The 16,292-nt window shown below is 70.8% G+C and carries 13 protein-coding genes and 1 pseudogene; 8 read left to right on the top strand and 6 right to left on the bottom strand.

Features of this window, described 5'->3' with window-relative positions:
• The first annotated feature begins 17 nt into the window (after window positions 1-17).
• The 4 genes and pseudogenes from ACIQM3_RS14175 to ACIQM3_RS14190 form a co-directional block, all read left to right on the top strand.
• The gene (locus ACIQM3_RS14175) at window positions 18-230 is read left to right on the top strand and encodes a hypothetical protein (protein WP_015577166.1); all 213 of its coding nucleotides are present in this window, start codon (window positions 18-20) and stop codon (window positions 228-230) included.
• 76 nt (window positions 231-306) lie between these two features.
• The gene (locus ACIQM3_RS14180) at window positions 307-1,242 is read left to right on the top strand and encodes a LysR substrate-binding domain-containing protein (protein WP_401623546.1); all 936 of its coding nucleotides are present in this window, start codon (window positions 307-309) and stop codon (window positions 1,240-1,242) included.
• Window positions 1,243-1,301: 59 nt separating this feature from the next.
• Complete coding sequence (gene alc, locus ACIQM3_RS14185) at window positions 1,302-2,447, top strand: allantoicase (RefSeq protein WP_401623548.1); 1,146 nt, start codon at window positions 1,302-1,304, stop codon at window positions 2,445-2,447.
• Between the two features lie 59 nt (window positions 2,448-2,506).
• Window positions 2,507-2,737 (top strand): annotated as a pseudogene (locus ACIQM3_RS14190) (VOC family virulence protein); the annotation flags it as partial.
• A gap of 95 nt (window positions 2,738-2,832) precedes the next feature.
• On the opposite strand, the gene pepN (ACIQM3_RS14195) reads toward ACIQM3_RS14190, so the two are convergent.
• Window positions 2,833-5,421: an aminopeptidase N gene (gene pepN / locus ACIQM3_RS14195; protein WP_401623550.1), complete on the bottom strand. Its 2,589-nt coding sequence runs from the start codon at window positions 5,419-5,421 to the stop codon at window positions 2,833-2,835.
• 113 nt (window positions 5,422-5,534) lie between these two features.
• On the opposite strand from pepN (ACIQM3_RS14195), the gene ACIQM3_RS14200 reads away from it, so the two are divergent.
• From ACIQM3_RS14200 to ACIQM3_RS14210, 3 genes are read left to right on the top strand one after another with little or no spacing between them, the layout of a single operon-like run.
• Window positions 5,535-6,035, top strand: a complete 501-nt coding sequence (locus tag ACIQM3_RS14200) for a DUF1203 domain-containing protein (RefSeq protein WP_401623552.1) — start codon at window positions 5,535-5,537, stop codon at window positions 6,033-6,035.
• Between the two features lie 47 nt (window positions 6,036-6,082).
• Entirely contained in the window at window positions 6,083-6,313 is a 231-nt protein-coding gene (locus ACIQM3_RS14205) for a ribbon-helix-helix domain-containing protein (protein ID WP_401623554.1), read from the top strand.
• The gene (locus ACIQM3_RS14210) at window positions 6,300-6,647 is read left to right on the top strand and encodes a type II toxin-antitoxin system PemK/MazF family toxin (protein ID WP_401623556.1); all 348 of its coding nucleotides are present in this window, start codon (window positions 6,300-6,302) and stop codon (window positions 6,645-6,647) included. Before ACIQM3_RS14205 ends, ACIQM3_RS14210 begins: the two co-directional genes overlap by 14 nt.
• Before the next feature lie 56 nt (window positions 6,648-6,703).
• Here ACIQM3_RS14210 and ACIQM3_RS14215 read toward each other — a convergent pair whose 3' ends face one another.
• The 4 genes from ACIQM3_RS14215 to pepN (ACIQM3_RS14230) all read right to left on the bottom strand — a co-directional run bounded on the left by ACIQM3_RS14215 (window position 6,704) and on the right by pepN (ACIQM3_RS14230) (window position 15,173).
• Entirely contained in the window at window positions 6,704-7,732 is a 1,029-nt protein-coding gene (locus ACIQM3_RS14215) for an aspartate-semialdehyde dehydrogenase (RefSeq protein WP_401623558.1), read from the bottom strand.
• A 186-nt stretch (window positions 7,733-7,918) separates the two neighbouring features.
• The gene (locus ACIQM3_RS14220; RefSeq protein WP_401623560.1) at window positions 7,919-11,227 is read right to left on the bottom strand and encodes a S8 family serine peptidase; all 3,309 of its coding nucleotides are present in this window, start codon (window positions 11,225-11,227) and stop codon (window positions 7,919-7,921) included.
• 154 nt (window positions 11,228-11,381) lie between these two features.
• Window positions 11,382-12,389 (bottom strand): hypothetical protein, encoded by a 1,008-nt coding sequence (locus ACIQM3_RS14225; protein WP_401623562.1) that lies wholly within the window; start codon window positions 12,387-12,389, stop codon window positions 11,382-11,384.
• A gap of 171 nt (window positions 12,390-12,560) precedes the next feature.
• Window positions 12,561-15,173, bottom strand: coding sequence for an aminopeptidase N (gene pepN / locus ACIQM3_RS14230; RefSeq protein WP_401623564.1), 2,613 nt, complete (start codon window positions 15,171-15,173; stop codon window positions 12,561-12,563).
• 134 nt (window positions 15,174-15,307) lie between these two features.
• Between pepN (ACIQM3_RS14230) and ACIQM3_RS14235 the strand changes: the two genes are divergently transcribed.
• The gene (locus ACIQM3_RS14235) at window positions 15,308-15,958 is read left to right on the top strand and encodes a DsbA family protein (protein WP_401623566.1); all 651 of its coding nucleotides are present in this window, start codon (window positions 15,308-15,310) and stop codon (window positions 15,956-15,958) included.
• A 41-nt stretch (window positions 15,959-15,999) separates the two neighbouring features.
• On the opposite strand, the gene ACIQM3_RS14240 is transcribed toward ACIQM3_RS14235, so the two are convergent.
• Entirely contained in the window at window positions 16,000-16,272 is a 273-nt protein-coding gene (locus ACIQM3_RS14240; protein WP_401623568.1) for a DUF3253 domain-containing protein, read from the bottom strand.
• Window positions 16,273-16,292: the final 20 nt, after the last annotated feature.

Consider the following 16,292-nt stretch of genomic DNA (forward strand, 5'->3'; position numbering starts at 1 on the left):
TGGACAAGAAGAACGCTATGCGCGCCGGCGCCGTCGCGGCCGGTACGACGCTGATGATGCTGCTCATGTCGTCCCCGGCGCTCGCGCTGACCCGCGACGACGGTGACGACCCGGGCCCGGGGCTGAACGTGCTGGAGACCCTCGGCCTCTACGTCGCGCTCCCGATCGTCCTGTTCCTGGTGATCGCGGGACTCGTCATGGTCCTCGACAAGTCCAAGAAGCAGGCCTAGCTCTTCCGAGCGGCGCCGCCGGTACGACGTACCGCGCGGCGCATCGGCATGTCCGGGCGAGGGGTAGGTTTCGGCCATGACCGAGTGGGACGTCAAGAAGCTCCGCATCCTGCGCACCCTGCGCGACAGGGGCACGGTCACCGCCACGGCCGAAGCACTCCTCATGACCCCGTCGGCCGTCTCGCAGCAGCTCACCAACCTCTCCAGGCAGCTCGGCGTACCGCTGCTGGAGGCGCAGGGCCGCCGCGTCCGGCTCACCGACGCCGCCCATCTCGTGCTGCGCCACGCCGAGGCCGTCTTCGCCCAGCTGGAGCGGGCCGATGCCGAGCTGACCGGCTATCTGCGGGGAGAGGCGGGCCAGGTGCGGGTCGGTGCCTTCTCGACCGCCGTTCCCGCCCTCGTCGTACCGGCCGTGCGGTCGCTGGAGGCCGGGGGACGGCCCGGGCCCCAGGTGCGCGTGCGGGAGGCGGAGGCGGCTCAGGCCTACGAGCTGCTGTCGGCCGGCGAGGTGGACCTGGCGCTCTCCCTGGCGGCACACGCCCCGACGGCCCGGGACCCCCGCTTCACCCTGCTGCCGCTCCTCGCCGACCCGCTGGACGTGGCGCTGCCCGCCGGCCACCGCCTCGCGGGGGTGCCCGCCCTGGGGCTGGCGGACCTCTCCCGGGAGGCCTGGATCTTCGGCGGGTCCGGCCCGTGGTCGGAGATCACCACGGCGGCGTGCGAGGCCGCGGGTTTCGTCCCCGAGCAGGCCCACAGCGCCGCCGGCTGGACGGCGATCCTCGCCATGGTCCGGGCGGGGATGGGGGTCGCCCTGGTCCCCCGGATGGTGTCGGCCTCCGACCGGCCGCGCGACGGCGTGGTGATGCGGGTCCTGGAGGAGGACCGGCCGTACCGCCATGTCGTCGCGGCGGTGCGGCAGGGGGCGGAGCGCGGTCCGGCGGTCGCACGGGTGCTGGGGGCGCTCCAGCGGGCGGCGGAGCAGGTCGTTCAACAGAACGTTCAGCAGAACTGAAAGAACCGTACGAAAACTTTCGATGGACCTGATCGGTGTCGCGGCAGCACAGTAGGCACATGCCCACCGACAAGATCCAGACGGAGCCCCATTCCACCGACCCGCACGCCAACGACGCGGCCCCCTACGGCGGCGGTGATCCCTACGCCGACTACCGGGCCGGCGACTTCCCCTTCACCGAGCTGGTCGACCTCGCGGACCGCCGTCTCGGCGCGGGAGTGATCGCGGCCAACGACGAGTTCTTCGCCGAGCGCGAGAACCTCCTGATCCGCGAACCCGCCGTCTTCGACCCCGAGCGCTTCGGCCACAAGGGCAAGATCATGGACGGCTGGGAGACCCGCCGTCGCCGTGGCGCGGACGGGGACCACCCCTTCCCCGCACCCGAGGATCACGACTGGGCGATCGTCCGGCTGGGCACCCCCGGAATCATCCGCGGCATCGTCGTCGACACCGCCCACTTCCGCGGCAACTACCCGCAGCGCGTCTCCGTCCAGGCGACGGCCCTGGAAGGTGCCCCCGGGCCGGAGGAGCTCCTCGCCGACGACGTGAAGTGGGAGGAGCTCGTCCCGCCGACCCCCGTACGCGGCCACGCCGCCAACGGCTTCGAGGTCACCGGCGGCCGCCGCTACACCCACCTGCGGATCTGTCAGCACCCCGACGGCGGCATCGCCCGCCTCCGCGTCCACGGCGAGGTCGTCCCCGACCCGGCCTGGCTCGCGGCGCTGGGCACGATCGACCTGATCTCGATCCTCAACGGCGGCATGTACGAGGACGCCTCGGACCGCTTCTACTCCTCGCCGGCGCAGATCATCCTGCCCGGCACCTCCCGCAAGATGGACGACGGCTGGGAGAACCGCCGCCGCCGGGTCCGCGACACGAACGACTGGGTGCGCTTCCGGCTGCCCGCCCAGGGCGCGGTGCGCGCCGTCGAGATCGACACCGCCTACCTCAAGGGGAACGCGGCCGGCTGGATCGGCCTCCAGGGCCGCGACGGTGAGAGCGGCGAGTGGTTCGAGATCCTCCCGCGCACCCGGCTCCAGCCCGACACCCTGCACCGCTTCGTCCTCGACACCGAGGCCGTGGTCACCCACGTACGCCTGGACGCCTACCCCGACGGGGGCGTGGCCAGGATGCGCCTCCACGGCTCGCCGACGGAGGCGGGGGCGGCCGAACTGGCCCGCCGCTACGAGCAGTCCAGGGGCTGATACCCCCGGACGCCCACAACTCCCGCCCGGCGGACGGCTGCGCACTCGGCGCCCGTCCGCCGGGCGGTTCTCAGCCGGTCCGGGTGGACGAGTGGCGCTCCGGCAAGGTCCCGTTCCCCTCGGGGTACGGGTCAGCCCGACCACCATCATCGATCTGCTCGGCGGTCCCCGCGGTCACCGTGCCCGACGGCCCGGGGGAGCGGTTCGGCGCCCGGGGCCGGGCGCAGTCGGTCTACGTACAGGACCCGGACGGCAACACCGTCGAGCTGCGCTGGTATCCGCAGGACGCGCAGGAGCACCGGGCGAACCGCTCACATAGCGGGGTGACCGGGGTACGGAAGGGGGCGCCTCCCGGCGGAGACGCCCCCTCACCGTGCGGCTTCCGCTACGCGGTGGCCGCCGCCGCGTCCGCGGCCTGGGCCTTCAGCGCACGCTCCACGCCCGCGCGCGACTCCGACATCAGCCGGCGCAGTGCGGCACTCGGCCGCACCGAGTCCAGCCAGGCGTCCGTCGCGTCCAGGGTCTCCTGCGAGACCTGGAGGGCCGGGTAGAGGCCGACCGCGATCTGCTGGGCCATCTCGTGGCTGCGCGAGTCCCAGACGTCCTTGACCGCCGTGAAGTACCGCTCGGTGTACGGAGCGAGCAGCTCACGCTGGTCGGTCTGCACGAAGCCGCCGATGACCGACTCCTGCAAGGAGTTCGGCAGCTTGTCCGACTCGACGACCGACGCCCACGCCTCGGCCTTGGCGTCCTCGGAGGGCTGGGCCGCGCGTGCGGACGCCGCGTGTCGCTCGCCCGCGGCCGTCTTGTCGCGCTCGTACTCGGCGGCGATCTCCTCCTCGTCGATGAGTCCCGTCGCGGCGAGGCGCTGCACGAACGCCCAGCGCAGCTCCGTGTCGACGGCCAGGCCCTCGATCTCCTGGGTGCCGTCCAGCAGCGACTGCAGCACGTCCAGGTGGAGCGGGCTGCGCGCCGTCGCGGCGAAGGCACGGGCCCACGCCAGCTGGTGGTCACTGGCCGGCTCCGCCGCGCGCAGGTGCGCGAGCGTCGCCTCGGTCCACTGGTTCAGACCCGCCTCGCGCCACTCAGGGGCGGCATAGAGGTCCAGGGCCAGCTTCACCTGACGGTGCAGCGACTGCACGACGCCGATGTCCGTCTCCTTGCTGATCCCGGAGAGGACCAGTGTCAGGTAGTCGCGCGTCGCCAGCTCGCCGTCGCGCGTCATGTCCCAGGCCGAGGCCCAGCTCAGGGCGCGGGGCAGGGACTCGGCGAAGTCGCCGAGGTGTGCGGTGACGACCCGCAGCGACTCCTCGTCGAGGCGGACCTTCGCGTACGACAGGTCGTCGTCGTTGAGCAGCACGACCGCCGGGCGCGCCGTGCCGGCCGGGAACGGCACGGTGGTGCGCTCCCCGTCGACGTCCAGCTCGATCCGGTCCGTGCGGACCAGCTTCCCGGCAGCGGCCCCGGTCCCGTCGAAGGAGTAGCAGCCGATAGCGATCCGGTGCGGGCGCAGCGTCGGCTCGCCCTTCGCCCCGGCGGGGAGCGCGGGGGCCTCCTGCAGCACGGTGAACGAGGTGACGTGTCCGTTCTCGTCGGTCTCGATCTCCGGGCGCAGGATGTTGATGCCGGCCGTCTCCAGCCACGCCTTCGACCAGGTCCTCAGGTCGCGGCCGGAGGTCTCCTCCAGGGCGCCCAGCAGGTCGGACAGACGCGTGTTCCCGAACGCGTGCGCCTTGAAGTAGGCCTGCACGCCCTTGAAGAACGCGTCCTTGCCGACGTACGCCACGAGCTGCTTCAGGACCGAGGCGCCCTTCGCGTACGTGATCCCGTCGAAGTTCACCAGGACGTCGTCGAGGTCCTGGATGTCCGCCATGATCGGGTGCGTCGACGGCAGCTGGTCCTGCCGGTACGCCCATGTCTTCATGGAGTTGGCGAACGTGGTCCAGGAGTGCGGCCACTTCGAGCCCTCGGCGTCCGCCTGGCACGCGATGGAGGTGTACGTGGCGAACGACTCGTTCAGCCAGAGGTCGTTCCACCACTCCATGGTGACCAGGTCGCCGAACCACATGTGGGCCAGCTCGTGGAGGATGGTCTCGGCGCGCGTCTCGTAGGCCGCGTCCGTGACCTTCGAACGGAACACGTACTGGTCGCGGATGGTGACCGCGCCCGCGTTCTCCATCGCCCCGGCGTTGAACTCGGGGACGAACAGCTGGTCGTACTTGGCGAAGGGGTACGCGTAGTCGAACTTCTCCTGGAACCACTCGAAGCCCTGCCGCGTGACCGCGAAGATCTCGTCCGCGTCGAGGTACTCGGCGAGCGACGGCCGGCAGTAGATGCCGAGCGGCACGGACTGCCCGTCCTTCTCGTAGCTGCTGTGCACCGCGTGGTACGGGCCCGCGATCAGGGCCGTGATGTACGTGGAGATGCGCGGCGTCGGCTCGAAGGACCAGACGTCGCCCTCGGGTTCCGGGGTCGGCGAGTTGGAGATCACGGTCCAGCCGGACGGCGCCTTCACGGTGAACCGGAAGGTGGCCTTCAGGTCGGGCTGCTCGAAGCTCGCGAACACCCGGCGGGCGTCCGGGACCTCGAACTGGGTGTAGAGGTAGGCCTGCTCGTCGACCGGGTCGACGAACCGGTGCAGCCCCTCGCCGGTGTTCGTGTACGAGCAGTCGGCGACGACCTTCAACTCGTTGGCGCCGGCCCGGAGGTGCTTCAGCGTGATCCGGGAGTCCCGGAAGACGGCGGCGATGTCCAGGTCCTTGCCGTTCAGCACGATGTCGTGCACCGCGGGGGCGACCAGATCGATGAAGGTCTCCGCACCGGCTTCGGCGGAGTCGAAGCGCACGGTGGTGACGGACCGGTAGGTGCCGCCCTCCTGTGCGCCGGAGAGGTCGAGATCGATCTCGTACGCGTCCACGGTCAGCAGGCGCGCCCGCTCCTGTGCCTCTTCGCGGGTCAGATTCGTGCCAGGCACGCGGTCATCTCCTTGATATGCGACGTTTCCGGCCATCCTTCCACGTGGGGCGGGCACAGCGCGATGTCCGTTTTCCGCCGGACCGGTGGAGCCGATCGGGCCACCCTCGGATCATGACCACTTACGAGGCACGGCCCATCGGGCCGGACGCTCTGAAAGAGCTGCGCACGACCGACGACGCCGGACGTCCCTGCGTCCCGTACACGGCGACGGAGGGCGGCGATCCCCTCCGCTGCTGCCTGCGCGGAGCCGAGCCCGGGGAGAGGATCGCCCTCGTGTCGTACGCGCCGCTCCGGCGCTGGGCGGCTCAGACCTGGGCGCGCCCGGGGGCGTACGACGAGCAGGGCCCGGTCTTCATCCACGCCGAGGAGTGCGAGGGCCCGGCGGCGGACCGGGCCGGCTATCCGTTCTCACGGGCCGGCGCGCTCCGGACCGTCCGGCGCTACGACGCGGACGGGCACATCGTGGGCGGCCGGCTCCTGGAGATCCCGGCCGACGAGGAGCGGGGCTTCGACGAGGCGCTGGCGGAGGCATTCGCCGACGCCCACGTGGCGCTGGTGCATGTGCGGGCCGTGGAGTACGGGTGCTTCCACTTCGAGGTGCGACGAGGCTGACACCCTCGGGTAGCCAGTATGTTCCTACTCACGGCAGCATGGAGGGTATGAAGATCAGTGTGAGCTTGCCGCAGGAGGATGTCGCCTTCGTCGACGAGTACGCCGCGAAGACCGAGGCGGACTCCCGGTCGGCCGTGATACACGCCGCGATCGAGGCCCTGCGCGCCTCCAACCTGGAGGCCGACTATGAGGCCGCTTTTGCGGAGTGGGACGGGAGCGAGGACGCCGCCTTCTGGGACAGGTTCTCCGGGGACGGGCTGACCGATGAAGCGCGGTGACATCTACCTGGTCGAGTACGAATCTGTCCGAGGCAGTGAGGCCAAAAAGGCGCGGCCCTCGGTGATCGTCTCGAACGACGGCGCCAACGCGGTGGTGGACCGGACCGGGCGTGGCGTGGTCACGGTCGTGCCGCTGACCTCCAACACCACGCGGGTCTACCCCTTCCAGGTGTTGCTGCAGGCGGACGAATCAGGCCTGCCCAAGAACTCCAAGGTGCAGTGCGAGCAGGTACGCGCGATGACGCAGGAGCGGTTCCTGAAGCGCGTCGGGACAGTCCCGCGTCAGCGCATGAGCGACATCGACGCCGCACTGAGGCGCCACCTCGCGCTCTGAGGCATGCGAAAGGGCGGCTCCCGGGCATCGGGGGCCGCCCTTTCGTGGTGAGGGAGTCAGCCCTTGAGCTCCGCCGCCACCAGCTCCGCGATCTGGACGGCGTTGAGCGCGGCGCCCTTGCGCAGGTTGTCGTTGGAGACGAACAGCGCGAGGCCGTGCTCGACGGTCTCGTCGACGCGGATACGGCCCACGTAGGAGGCGTCCTTGCCGGCCGCCTGGAGCGGGGTCGGGATCTCGGAGAGCTCGACGCCCTCGGCGTCCTTCAGCAGCTCGTAGGCGCGCTCGACGCTGATCGGACGGGCGAAACGGGCGTTGATCTGGAGGGAGTGGCCGGAGAAGACCGGAACCCGGACGCAGGTGCCGGACACCTTGAGCTCCGGGATCTCCAGGATCTTGCGGGACTCGTTGCGGAGCTTCTGCTCCTCGTCGGTCTCGAAGGACCCGTCGTCCACGATCGAGCCGGCCAGCGGCAGCACGTTGAAGGCGATCGGGCGCTTGTAGACAGCCGGCTCGGGGAAGTCGACCGCGTCGCCGTCGTGCGTCAGCTTGTCCGCGTCCGCGACGACCTTGGACGCCTGGCCGTGCAGCTCCGCCACACCGGCGACACCGGAGCCGGACACCGCCTGGTAGGTCGCCACGGTCAGCGCGTCGAGCTGCGCCTCCTGGTGCAGGGGGCGCAGCACGGGCATGGCGGCCATCGTGGTGCAGTTCGGGTTGGCGATGATGCCCTTGGGGCGGTTCCTGATCGCGTGCGCGTTGACCTCGGAGACGACCAGCGGGACCTCGGGGTCCTTGCGCCAGGCGGAGGAGTTGTCGATCACGACGGCACCCTGGGAGGCGACCTTCTCGGCCAGCGCCTTCGAGGTCGCGCCGCCCGCGGAGAAGAGCACGATGTCGAGCCCGGTGTAGTCCGCGGTGGAGGCGTCCTCGACCGTGATGTCGGTGCCCTCGTAAGCGATGGTGGAGCCCGCGGAACGCGCGGAGGCGAAGAGCCGCAGCTCGGCGACGGGGAACTTCCGCTCGGCCAGGATCCTGCGCATGACTGTGCCGACCTGACCGGTGGCGCCGACGATTCCGACCTTCACTGGAACTCCCTCACGGATGTGCGAACGGGCACGGTTGCCGGTCCATGATGCTTATGTCCATGGCCCCCATGTCCAATCCATTGTCCGGCAGGCGGACAGGCCGCGCACAGCGGTGTGGGGCGGGTGCCCTTGCGAGCCCCCGCCCCACAGTGTTCCGGTGTCGTGCGGATCACACCGCCGCTACGGCTACGGCGTGACCTTCTCGATCACGACGCTGCCCGTGCCCGCCGCGGTGCCGCGGGCGTTCACCAGCTGGACCTCGCCGAAGAACTGCCGGCCCTCGGGAGCCGCTCCGGCGACCACGACCTCGGCCCCGACCTGGGCGGACGCGCCGTTGGCCAGGTTCACGGTCTTGGACTCGTCGACCTTGATCTCTCCGAGCGACGGTGCGTAGTACACGTCGCGGTAGTCGTACTCGGTGGTCCCGGCCGGGACCGAGTAGCCGTCGATGACGACGGTGTACGTGCCGGCCGCCGGGTTCACCAGGCTGACCGACTCCTCCGAGCCCGCCGTGGTCGAGGCACCGACCTCGGTGGCGCCCTTGTACACGTACAGGTCGATGTCGGCGTTGGCGTCCGACGTGTTGCCGATGGCGACGTCCAGCTTCTCGACGCCCTCACCGATGGTGACCGTCTTGGTGTACTCGCCGCCGGTGGAGATCGACGGGCGCTCGACGTCGGCCGAGCCCAGCGAGCCGCCCTTCAGGGAGCCCTCCAGGTCGCCCGCGTTGTTGGTGACCGTCCAGTCCACCGCGGTCGGGGTGCCGATCTTCGCCTCGGGGATGGTCTGCACCGCCGGGTCGAAGGAGGCGCCGAGCAGCGAGACATCCAGCTTGTACGGGTTGTCCAGCAGCGGCGACGTGCGGCGGGACTCGACCTCGATCTCCCAGACGCCGGGCTGCGGGTCCTTGTAGGAGCGCGTGTCCGGGCGGCAGGTGTTCGTCGGGTTCTCGTAGTTCGGGTAGCAGAAGACCGTGGAGCTGTCCTCCACCGCGACCCCGTACGGGTGGATGGAGATGAACCGCGTCTGGCTGCCCGAGCGCAGCGCGCTCAGCGCGACCTCGAGGGTCTCGGCGCCCTCGGGGACGTTCAGGAAGTACGACGTGGTGCCGTTGCGCTGCACCGAGCCGGTCGTCGAGAACGCGTAACCCGGCTTCACGAGGTCCTTGGCGACGACCACCGTGGAGAGGATCTGCTGGTCCACGCCGATGGTCTTCGCGTCGTCCACCACCAGGATCCCGCTGTGGACGCCCGCCGTGCGGGGCTTCGCCTGGACCTTGACGGTCACGGGCTTGCCGAGCGGAAGCGAGACGGTGCTCGAACCGGTCAGCGAGAAGGTGCCGTCGTTGTTCTTCCAGGACAGCGTGTGCTTCACGGCCTTGTCCGGACCCGTGGTGCGGGTGACGGTGACGTCGTACGACTTCTTCTGGCCGGCCTTCAGGCCGCCCTCACGGTCGTACAGGCCGGTGCCGAAGCCCGGGGTCTTCAGCGCGAAGTCGATCGCGGTGTCGACCGGGGCCTTCACGGTGTACTCGTGCGCCGCGGCGCCCTTCTTCTCGATCTGCTTCCAGGCACCGACGATGTTGATCAGACCGGAGCCCTGGGCGTGCGCGGGCACGTCCTTGATGTGGGTGGCGGTGCTGGTCAGCGCGGTCCGCAGGTCGGCCGGGGGCAGCTCGATGTGCTTCTGCTTCGCGGCGGACAGCAGCAGCGCCGTGGCGCCGGCGGCCTGCGGCGAGGACATCGAGGTGCCCTGCAGCATGGAGTAACCGGCGGGCAGGGAGTAGCCCGCCTCCTTGACCGGACCGCCGGGGATCCAGGTCTGGGTGGTGTTGATGGACGCGCCGGGGGCCGTCAGGATCGGCGCGAAGCCGCCGTCCTCACGCGGACCGCGCGAGGAGAAGGGCAGCATGTCGTACTTCTTGGCGACGTTCGAGCCGTAGTTGGCTGCCCAGGTCTCCTTGGAGATGGACGCGCCGACCGAGATGACGTGGTCGGCGAGGCCGGGGTCACCGATGGTGTTGACGCCCGGGCCGTCGTTGCCGGCCGAGATGACCAGCTGGACGCCGTAGATGTCGATGAGCCGCTTGTAGAGCTCGGCGCGGGCGTTGTTGCCGTCGTTGAGGGGCGGCAGGCCGCCGATCGACATGTTGACGACGTCGACGCCGCGGTTGACGACGAGGTCGATCATGCCCTCGGTCAGCGCGATGTTGGTGCAGCCGCCGGACCAGGTGCAGGCGCGTGAGGAGACGATCTTGGCGCCGGGCGCCGCGCCGTTCATCTCGCCGCCGAACAGGCCGTTGGCCGCGGTGATGCCCGCGACGTGCGTGCCGTGCTCGCTCTCGATGACGCCGATGTTGACGTAGTCGGCCGTGTTGCCCGCCGCGTCGACGACGACGTCCTGGCGGGTCTCGACGACGAACGGGATGCGCTCGACGACGTCGGTCCGCGGGTCGTCCGTACCGAAGTAGGAGACCTGGTGCTTGTCCTTGTACGGCTTCAGGACGGTGTCGTCGCCGAAGTCCGCGTTGCCGTTCAGGTCGACCCGCGTGGTGCCGGTGACCGGGTCGTACAGCACGCCCCACGCGTCGGTGGTGTCACCGTCGCGGTTGAGGTCGCCCGCCATGTCGCCGCCACGGGTGGCGGACTCCTTGAAGACGCTGAAGGCGTACGAGCCCTTCGGCGCGGAGTACGTCGTGCCGCCGTTGGTGAACGTCGGGCCGGTCACCGTCTGGTTCATCCGCAGCCAGGTGCCGTCGCCGTCGCTGACGGGGTCGGTGGCCGTCACCCAGTCGACGATCTTGCGCTCGCCGGTGGTGGTCTTCTGCAGCGCGGGGTGGCCGAGGTCGACACCGGAGTCCAGGACACCGATGGTGATCCCGCGGCCGTCGGCCTTCGGGTGCTGCTCTACGAAGTCGACCGCGCCCGTCTCGAAGGACGGGTTGTACGGGTTCTTCGCCGGGGTCTTCCTGTTCGGCGCCGCGTAACTGCCCGTGGCCTTCTGCTGCTTCGCCCCGGCGGCCCGGTCGCCCGTGGGCGTCGGGTCGTCCAGCTTGATCTCCTGCTTGAGATCGATGCCGTGGACGGACGACAGCTTCTGCGCCGCCTTGATGGTGGCCTCGGCGGTCGCGGTCGGCACGGTCGCCCGGACGTATCCGAGCTTGTCGTACGTCTGCCCCAGCACGGACCCCTTGACGGCGTCCAGCTGGTCGGCGACCTGCTCGGTCGCACCGGGGGTGGTGGCGACCATCATCGTGATGTTCTTCTCGCCCTCGGCCTCGGCCTTCGCCAGCACATCGGCGTCGGCCTCGCCCAGCTTGTCGCCCTTCGTGCTCGCGGCGGCCGGCTTCACGGGGGAAGCCACCGGGTCGTCGGCGGCGAAGACCGGGGCGGCGCCGGAGGCGGCCAGTGCGGCCGCCAGACCGGCTGCGGCCGCGATGCGTGCCGCGCGTCTCGCCCCGGGTATGGAGCTGGGGGATTCCTTGGTCATCAGCATCCCTGTTTTGTGAAAGAAAGAGAGAGTCCGGAATTCGGTACCCGATGACCGCTCAGCCTTTCGTAAATGACAGGGGTTTGTGGAGAGTTGGCGGGGACGAGAAAGTGACATGGCGTAGATCCGCCACCGGAGCCATTGCGCCACCGTCCCCTGCTCACCGGGGCAGGACCACCACGTAGGCGGCCGGTTCACGGTCCTCGGCCGCCATCATCGCCGTACGCAGCACCACCGACAGCTGCTCCGCCGAGTCACGCAGCTGCTTCGGGGTCACCCGTACCACCGTCACCCCGAGCCGCTCCAGGTGCTCCCGCTCCGCGGCGAAGGCGACATGCTCCTCCCGGGGCGAGCGGGTGCCCAGTTCGAGCGCGACCGCCTGCTCCGGCCAGTACGCGTCCACCCCTCCCAGGAAGCCGCCGCCCGGCAGGGACAGCTCCACGTTCCACAGCGGCTGGGGCAGACGGTGGGCGCGCACCATCTCGTACAGCCGGCCCTCCGCCATCGCCCGGCCCTCGACGAGCAGCGCGTCCACGGCGTCCACCACGTGCGCGCGGCCCAGGAGCTTGGCGTCGCTCAGCTCCCGTACGACGGACGCCGGCTCGCAGTGCCCGCCACGCACCGCCTCCGTCAGGATCCGTCGCACCGTCGAGGCGTCCGCGAGCGAGGCCACCGCGTCGGCGAGCGCCCGCTCCACCGGGGCCAGCGGCACTCCGAGCCGGCGCTGCGGCCGGGGCGGGACGGCGGCCCTGGTGACCTGGACGAAGCGGGTGGAGCGCAGCCGCCTGGTGCGCGGCACCAGCACGTCGATCCGGTGCAGCGCGATCACCGGGGGAGCCGACGTGAAGCCGTACAGGGCCAGCGCCGCCAGGCCCGTGACCATGGCCTCGCCGTAGCCGGGCCCCGACCGGTCCGGCACGGTCCGCCGGGCGCCCGCCGGGGGCCGCCCGGCGTACAGGAGCGCGCCGCGCACCCGGTCGTCGTTCGTGGGCGGCCCCGGGTGCAGGAGGTACACGCCGGGGAGCAGCTGCTGCCACGGGCCGCCGGGCAGGCAGTGGGCCGCGGTCTGCGCGGCGGTCACGCCCTGGGAGCGCAGCTGCGCGGCGGACTGCACGCGGTGGGTGACTTCGTGGACGGGGCGAGGGGAGAGAGGGGTGTTCCGGTTCATGCCGGGGAGGTTCCCGCAGCCTCGCGCTGCCATAACCCGTGTTACACGTCCGTCGACATCCCAGGACAACGCCGTCCTAAAGTACGGCAGTTCGAATGCCGAAAAGAGCGGTCGCGACGGGGATTGTGCGGCGCACGCCCCACACGCGTGTGCGGGGCGTGCGCCGGAACCTCACGCCGCCGCGTCGCGTTCCTGACCCCGCAGCGCCCGTGCCAGATCGTCGCGCGCCTCCAGGACCAGCCGCCGGAGCGCCGGTGCCGCGTCCGGGTGCGAGGTCAGCCACGCGTCCGTCGCGGTGAGGGTCGCCGGGTCGTCCTGCAGCCCGGGGAACAGGCCCTTGACCACGTCCATGCCGATCTGGATGGAACGCTCGGCCCAGACCCGCTCGATCGCCTCGAAGTACGAGGCCGTGTACGGCGCCAGCAGCTCCCGCTGCGACGGCTGCCCGAAGCCCGCGATCGTCGCGCCGACGAGAGCGTTGGACAGCTTGTCCGACTCCACGACCGTCGCCCACGCCTGCGCCTTGACCGCCGCCGAGGGGCGGGAGGCCAGGCACCGCACGTGGTGCCGCTTGCCGGACGCCGTGTCGTCCCGGGCGAGTTCGGCGTCCACGGCGGCCTCGTCGGCCTTGCCGTGCGAGGCCAGCGAGGACAGGAACGCCCACCGCAGCTCCTGGTCGACGTCCAGGCCGTCGATCACGGCCGAGCCGTCGAGCAGTTCGCCGAGCAGCTGGAAGTCCGCGTCCGACGCGGCGACGGCGGAGAAGAACCGCGCCCACGTCAGCTGGTGCTCGCTGCCGGGCTCCGCGCGCCGCAGCTCCGCCAGCGCCCCCTCGGCCAGCGCCCGGCCGCCCTCCTCGCGCCAGGCCGGCGCGGCGTAGTGCACCAGCGCCGACTGTGCCCAGGCGTGCAGCATCTGGAGGACACCGATGTCGCTCTCCCGGCCGGCGTGCGCCAGCACCAGGGCGACGAAGTCCCGTGCCGGAAGCAGCGCGTCCCGCGTCAGGTTCCACAGCGCGGACCAGCACAGCGCCCGCGCCAGGGGGTCGGTGATGTCACCGAGGTGCTCGCGCAGGGTCGCCAGGGACCCCTCGTCGAAGCGGACCTTGCAGTACGTGAGGTCGTCGTCGTTGACCAGGACCAGATCGGGCTTCTCGCTCCCGGCCAGCTCCGCGACCACGGTCCGCTCGCCGGCGACATCGGTCTCCGCACGGGCGTACCGCACCAGCGCGCCCTCCGGGGAGAGCCGGTACAGGCCCACCGCGACCCGGTGCGGCCGCAGCTCCGGGTGGGAGGCGGCGGCCTCCTGGGTCACGGAGAGCTCCGCGATCCGGCCTTCCCCGTCGTACGTCACGGTCGGCGTCAGGACGTTGACCCCCGCCGTCTGCAGCCACGCGCGCGACCAGGCACTCATGTCGCGCCCGGATGTCTCGGCCAGCACCGAGAGCAGGTCGCCGAGCTGCGTGTTGCCGTACGCGTGCTGCTTGAAGTAGCGGCGCGCCCCCTCCAGGAAGGCGTCCCGTCCGACATAGGCCACGAGCTGCTTGAGCACCGAGGCGCCCTTGGCGTACGTGATGCCGTCGAAGTTCAGCTTGGCGTCCTCCAGGTCACGGATGTCGGCCGTGATCGGGTGCGTGGACGGCAGCTGGTCGGCCCGGTAGGCCCACGCCTTGCGGTTGTTGGCGAAGGTGGTCCAGCCGTTGGCGAAGCGGGTCGCCTCCACCATCGAGAACGTCCCCATGAAGTCGGCGAAGGACTCCTTCAGCCACAGGTCGTCCCACCACTGCATGGTGACCAGGTCGCCGAACCACATGTGCGCCATCTCGTGCAGGATGACGTTGGCGCGGCGCTCGTAGGAGGCCGAGGTGACCTTTCCGCGGTAGATGTACTCCTCGCGGAAGGTGACGAGGCCCGGGTTCTCCATCGCGCCTAGGTTGTACTCCGGCACGAACGCCTGGTCGTACTTCCCGAAGGGGTACGGGTAGTCGAAGTTGTCGTGGAAGAAGTCCAGGCCCTGCTTGGTGATCAGGAAGACGTCGTCGGCGTCGAAGTAGCGCGCGAGACCCTTGCGGCACATCGCGCCGAGCGGGATGTCCAGCTTCGAACCGTCGTCGAACGTACGGGTGTAGAGGTCGCTCACGTAGTGGTACGGCCCCGCGACGACCACCGTGATGTACGTCGAGATCGGCAGCGTCTCCGCGAACCGGTGGACCTCGCCCTCCTGCGAGCCCTCGTGCGAGCCCTCCTGCGACTCCTCCGCCCCGTTGCTCCAGACCCGCCAGCCCTCGGGCGCCGTCACCTCGAAGCGGTAGGGCGCCTTGAGGTCGGGCTGCTCGAAGTTGGCGAAGACACGCCGCGCGTCGGCCGGCTCGTACTGCGTGTAGAGGTAGACCTCGCCGTCCTCCGGGTCGACGAAGCGGTGCATGCCCTCGCCGGTCCGGCTGTACGCGCACCGCGCGTCGACCACCAGGACGTTCTCGCCCTCGGCGAGGTCCTCCAGAGCGATACGGACGCCGTCGAAGACGGCCGCGGGGTCGAGGTCCTTGCCGTTCAGGCTCACCGCGTCCACGGACGGGGCGATCAGATCGGCGAAGGTCGAGGCCCCCGCACGGCCGGCGCGGAAGCGGATCGTGGTCTGCGAGCGGAAGGTGCGCGGGCCGGCATCGTCGCCCCCGTCGGGCTCACCGACGGCGGAGCGGAGGTCGAGGGCGACCTCGTAACCGTCGACGGTCAGCAGCTCGGCCCTCTCGCGGGCCTCGTCGCGGGACAGGTTCTCACCGGGCACGGAGCACTCCTTTGTGTCTCGATCGAAGACCTTTGATCCTCCCATGCGGCCTCCGGCGCCCGCGCGCGGGAATGGCGCGAGGGCCCCGTGGTGTTCCGGCTCACAGGTGCAGAACCGACCTCATGAGGAGAGACATGCCCGAGAACAGCACGGCCACCGGCAAGGTCCCGGCCGATTTCTGGTTCGACCCGCTCTGCCCCTGGGCCTGGATGACCTCCCGCTGGATGCTGGAGGTCGAGAAGGTCCGCGACGTCGAGGTGCGCTGGCACGTGATGAGCCTGGCCGTGCTCAACGAGCCCCGGCTCGACGAGCTGCCCGAGGAGTACCAGGACATGATGCGCACCCAGGCCTGGGCGCCGGTCCGCGTCGTCGTCGCCGCCCAGCAGAAGCACGGCGACGAGATCGTCGGCCCGCTGTACACGGCCCTCGGCACCCGCATCCACAACAACGGCGAGGGCCCCACCCGTGAGGCGATCGCGGGCGCGCTCGCGGACGTCGGCCTGCCGGCCGAGCTCCTCGAGTACGCCGACTCCGACGCGTACGACAAGGAGCTGCGCGCCTCCCACCAGGAGGGCATCGACAAGGTCGGCCAGGACGTCGGCACCCCGGTCATCGCCGTGCCCGGCGCCGACGGTGAGCAGATCGCCTTCTTCGGCCCGGTCGTCACCCCCGCCCCGAAGGGCGAGGAGGCCGCGAAGCTCTGGGACGGCACGCTGCTGGTGGCCTCGATCCCCGGCTTCTACGAGATCAAGCGGACCCGTACGCAGGGCCCGGTCTTCGACTGACCTCGTCTGCCGGTGCGGGTCCCAGGCCCGTACCGGACGGGTCAGCCGACGCGGCGGATACGGATCGGACCGCGGGCCTCCTCAGGCCGGACGGGGCGGCCGCCCTGGGTGATCTCCACCTCACCGGCCGTGACCAGCCGCCGGGCCGCCCGGCGGGCCGGCTCCATGAGCGCGCGCCAGCCGTCGCCGTCCCCTTCGTACACCGCTCGCGCGGCATCGGAGGGGCAGATCGTCGCGGTCGGTCCACGGCGCTCCAGCAGCTCCAGGATGGCTCGCTCCAAGCGCCGGTCCGTCCGCCGTCCGCTGTCCGTCACCCTGCCAGTCTCGCACCGGC

Source organism: Streptomyces sp. NPDC091271, from assembly GCF_044757505.1.
Classification (GTDB): Bacteria; Actinomycetota; Actinomycetes; order Streptomycetales; family Streptomycetaceae; genus Streptomyces.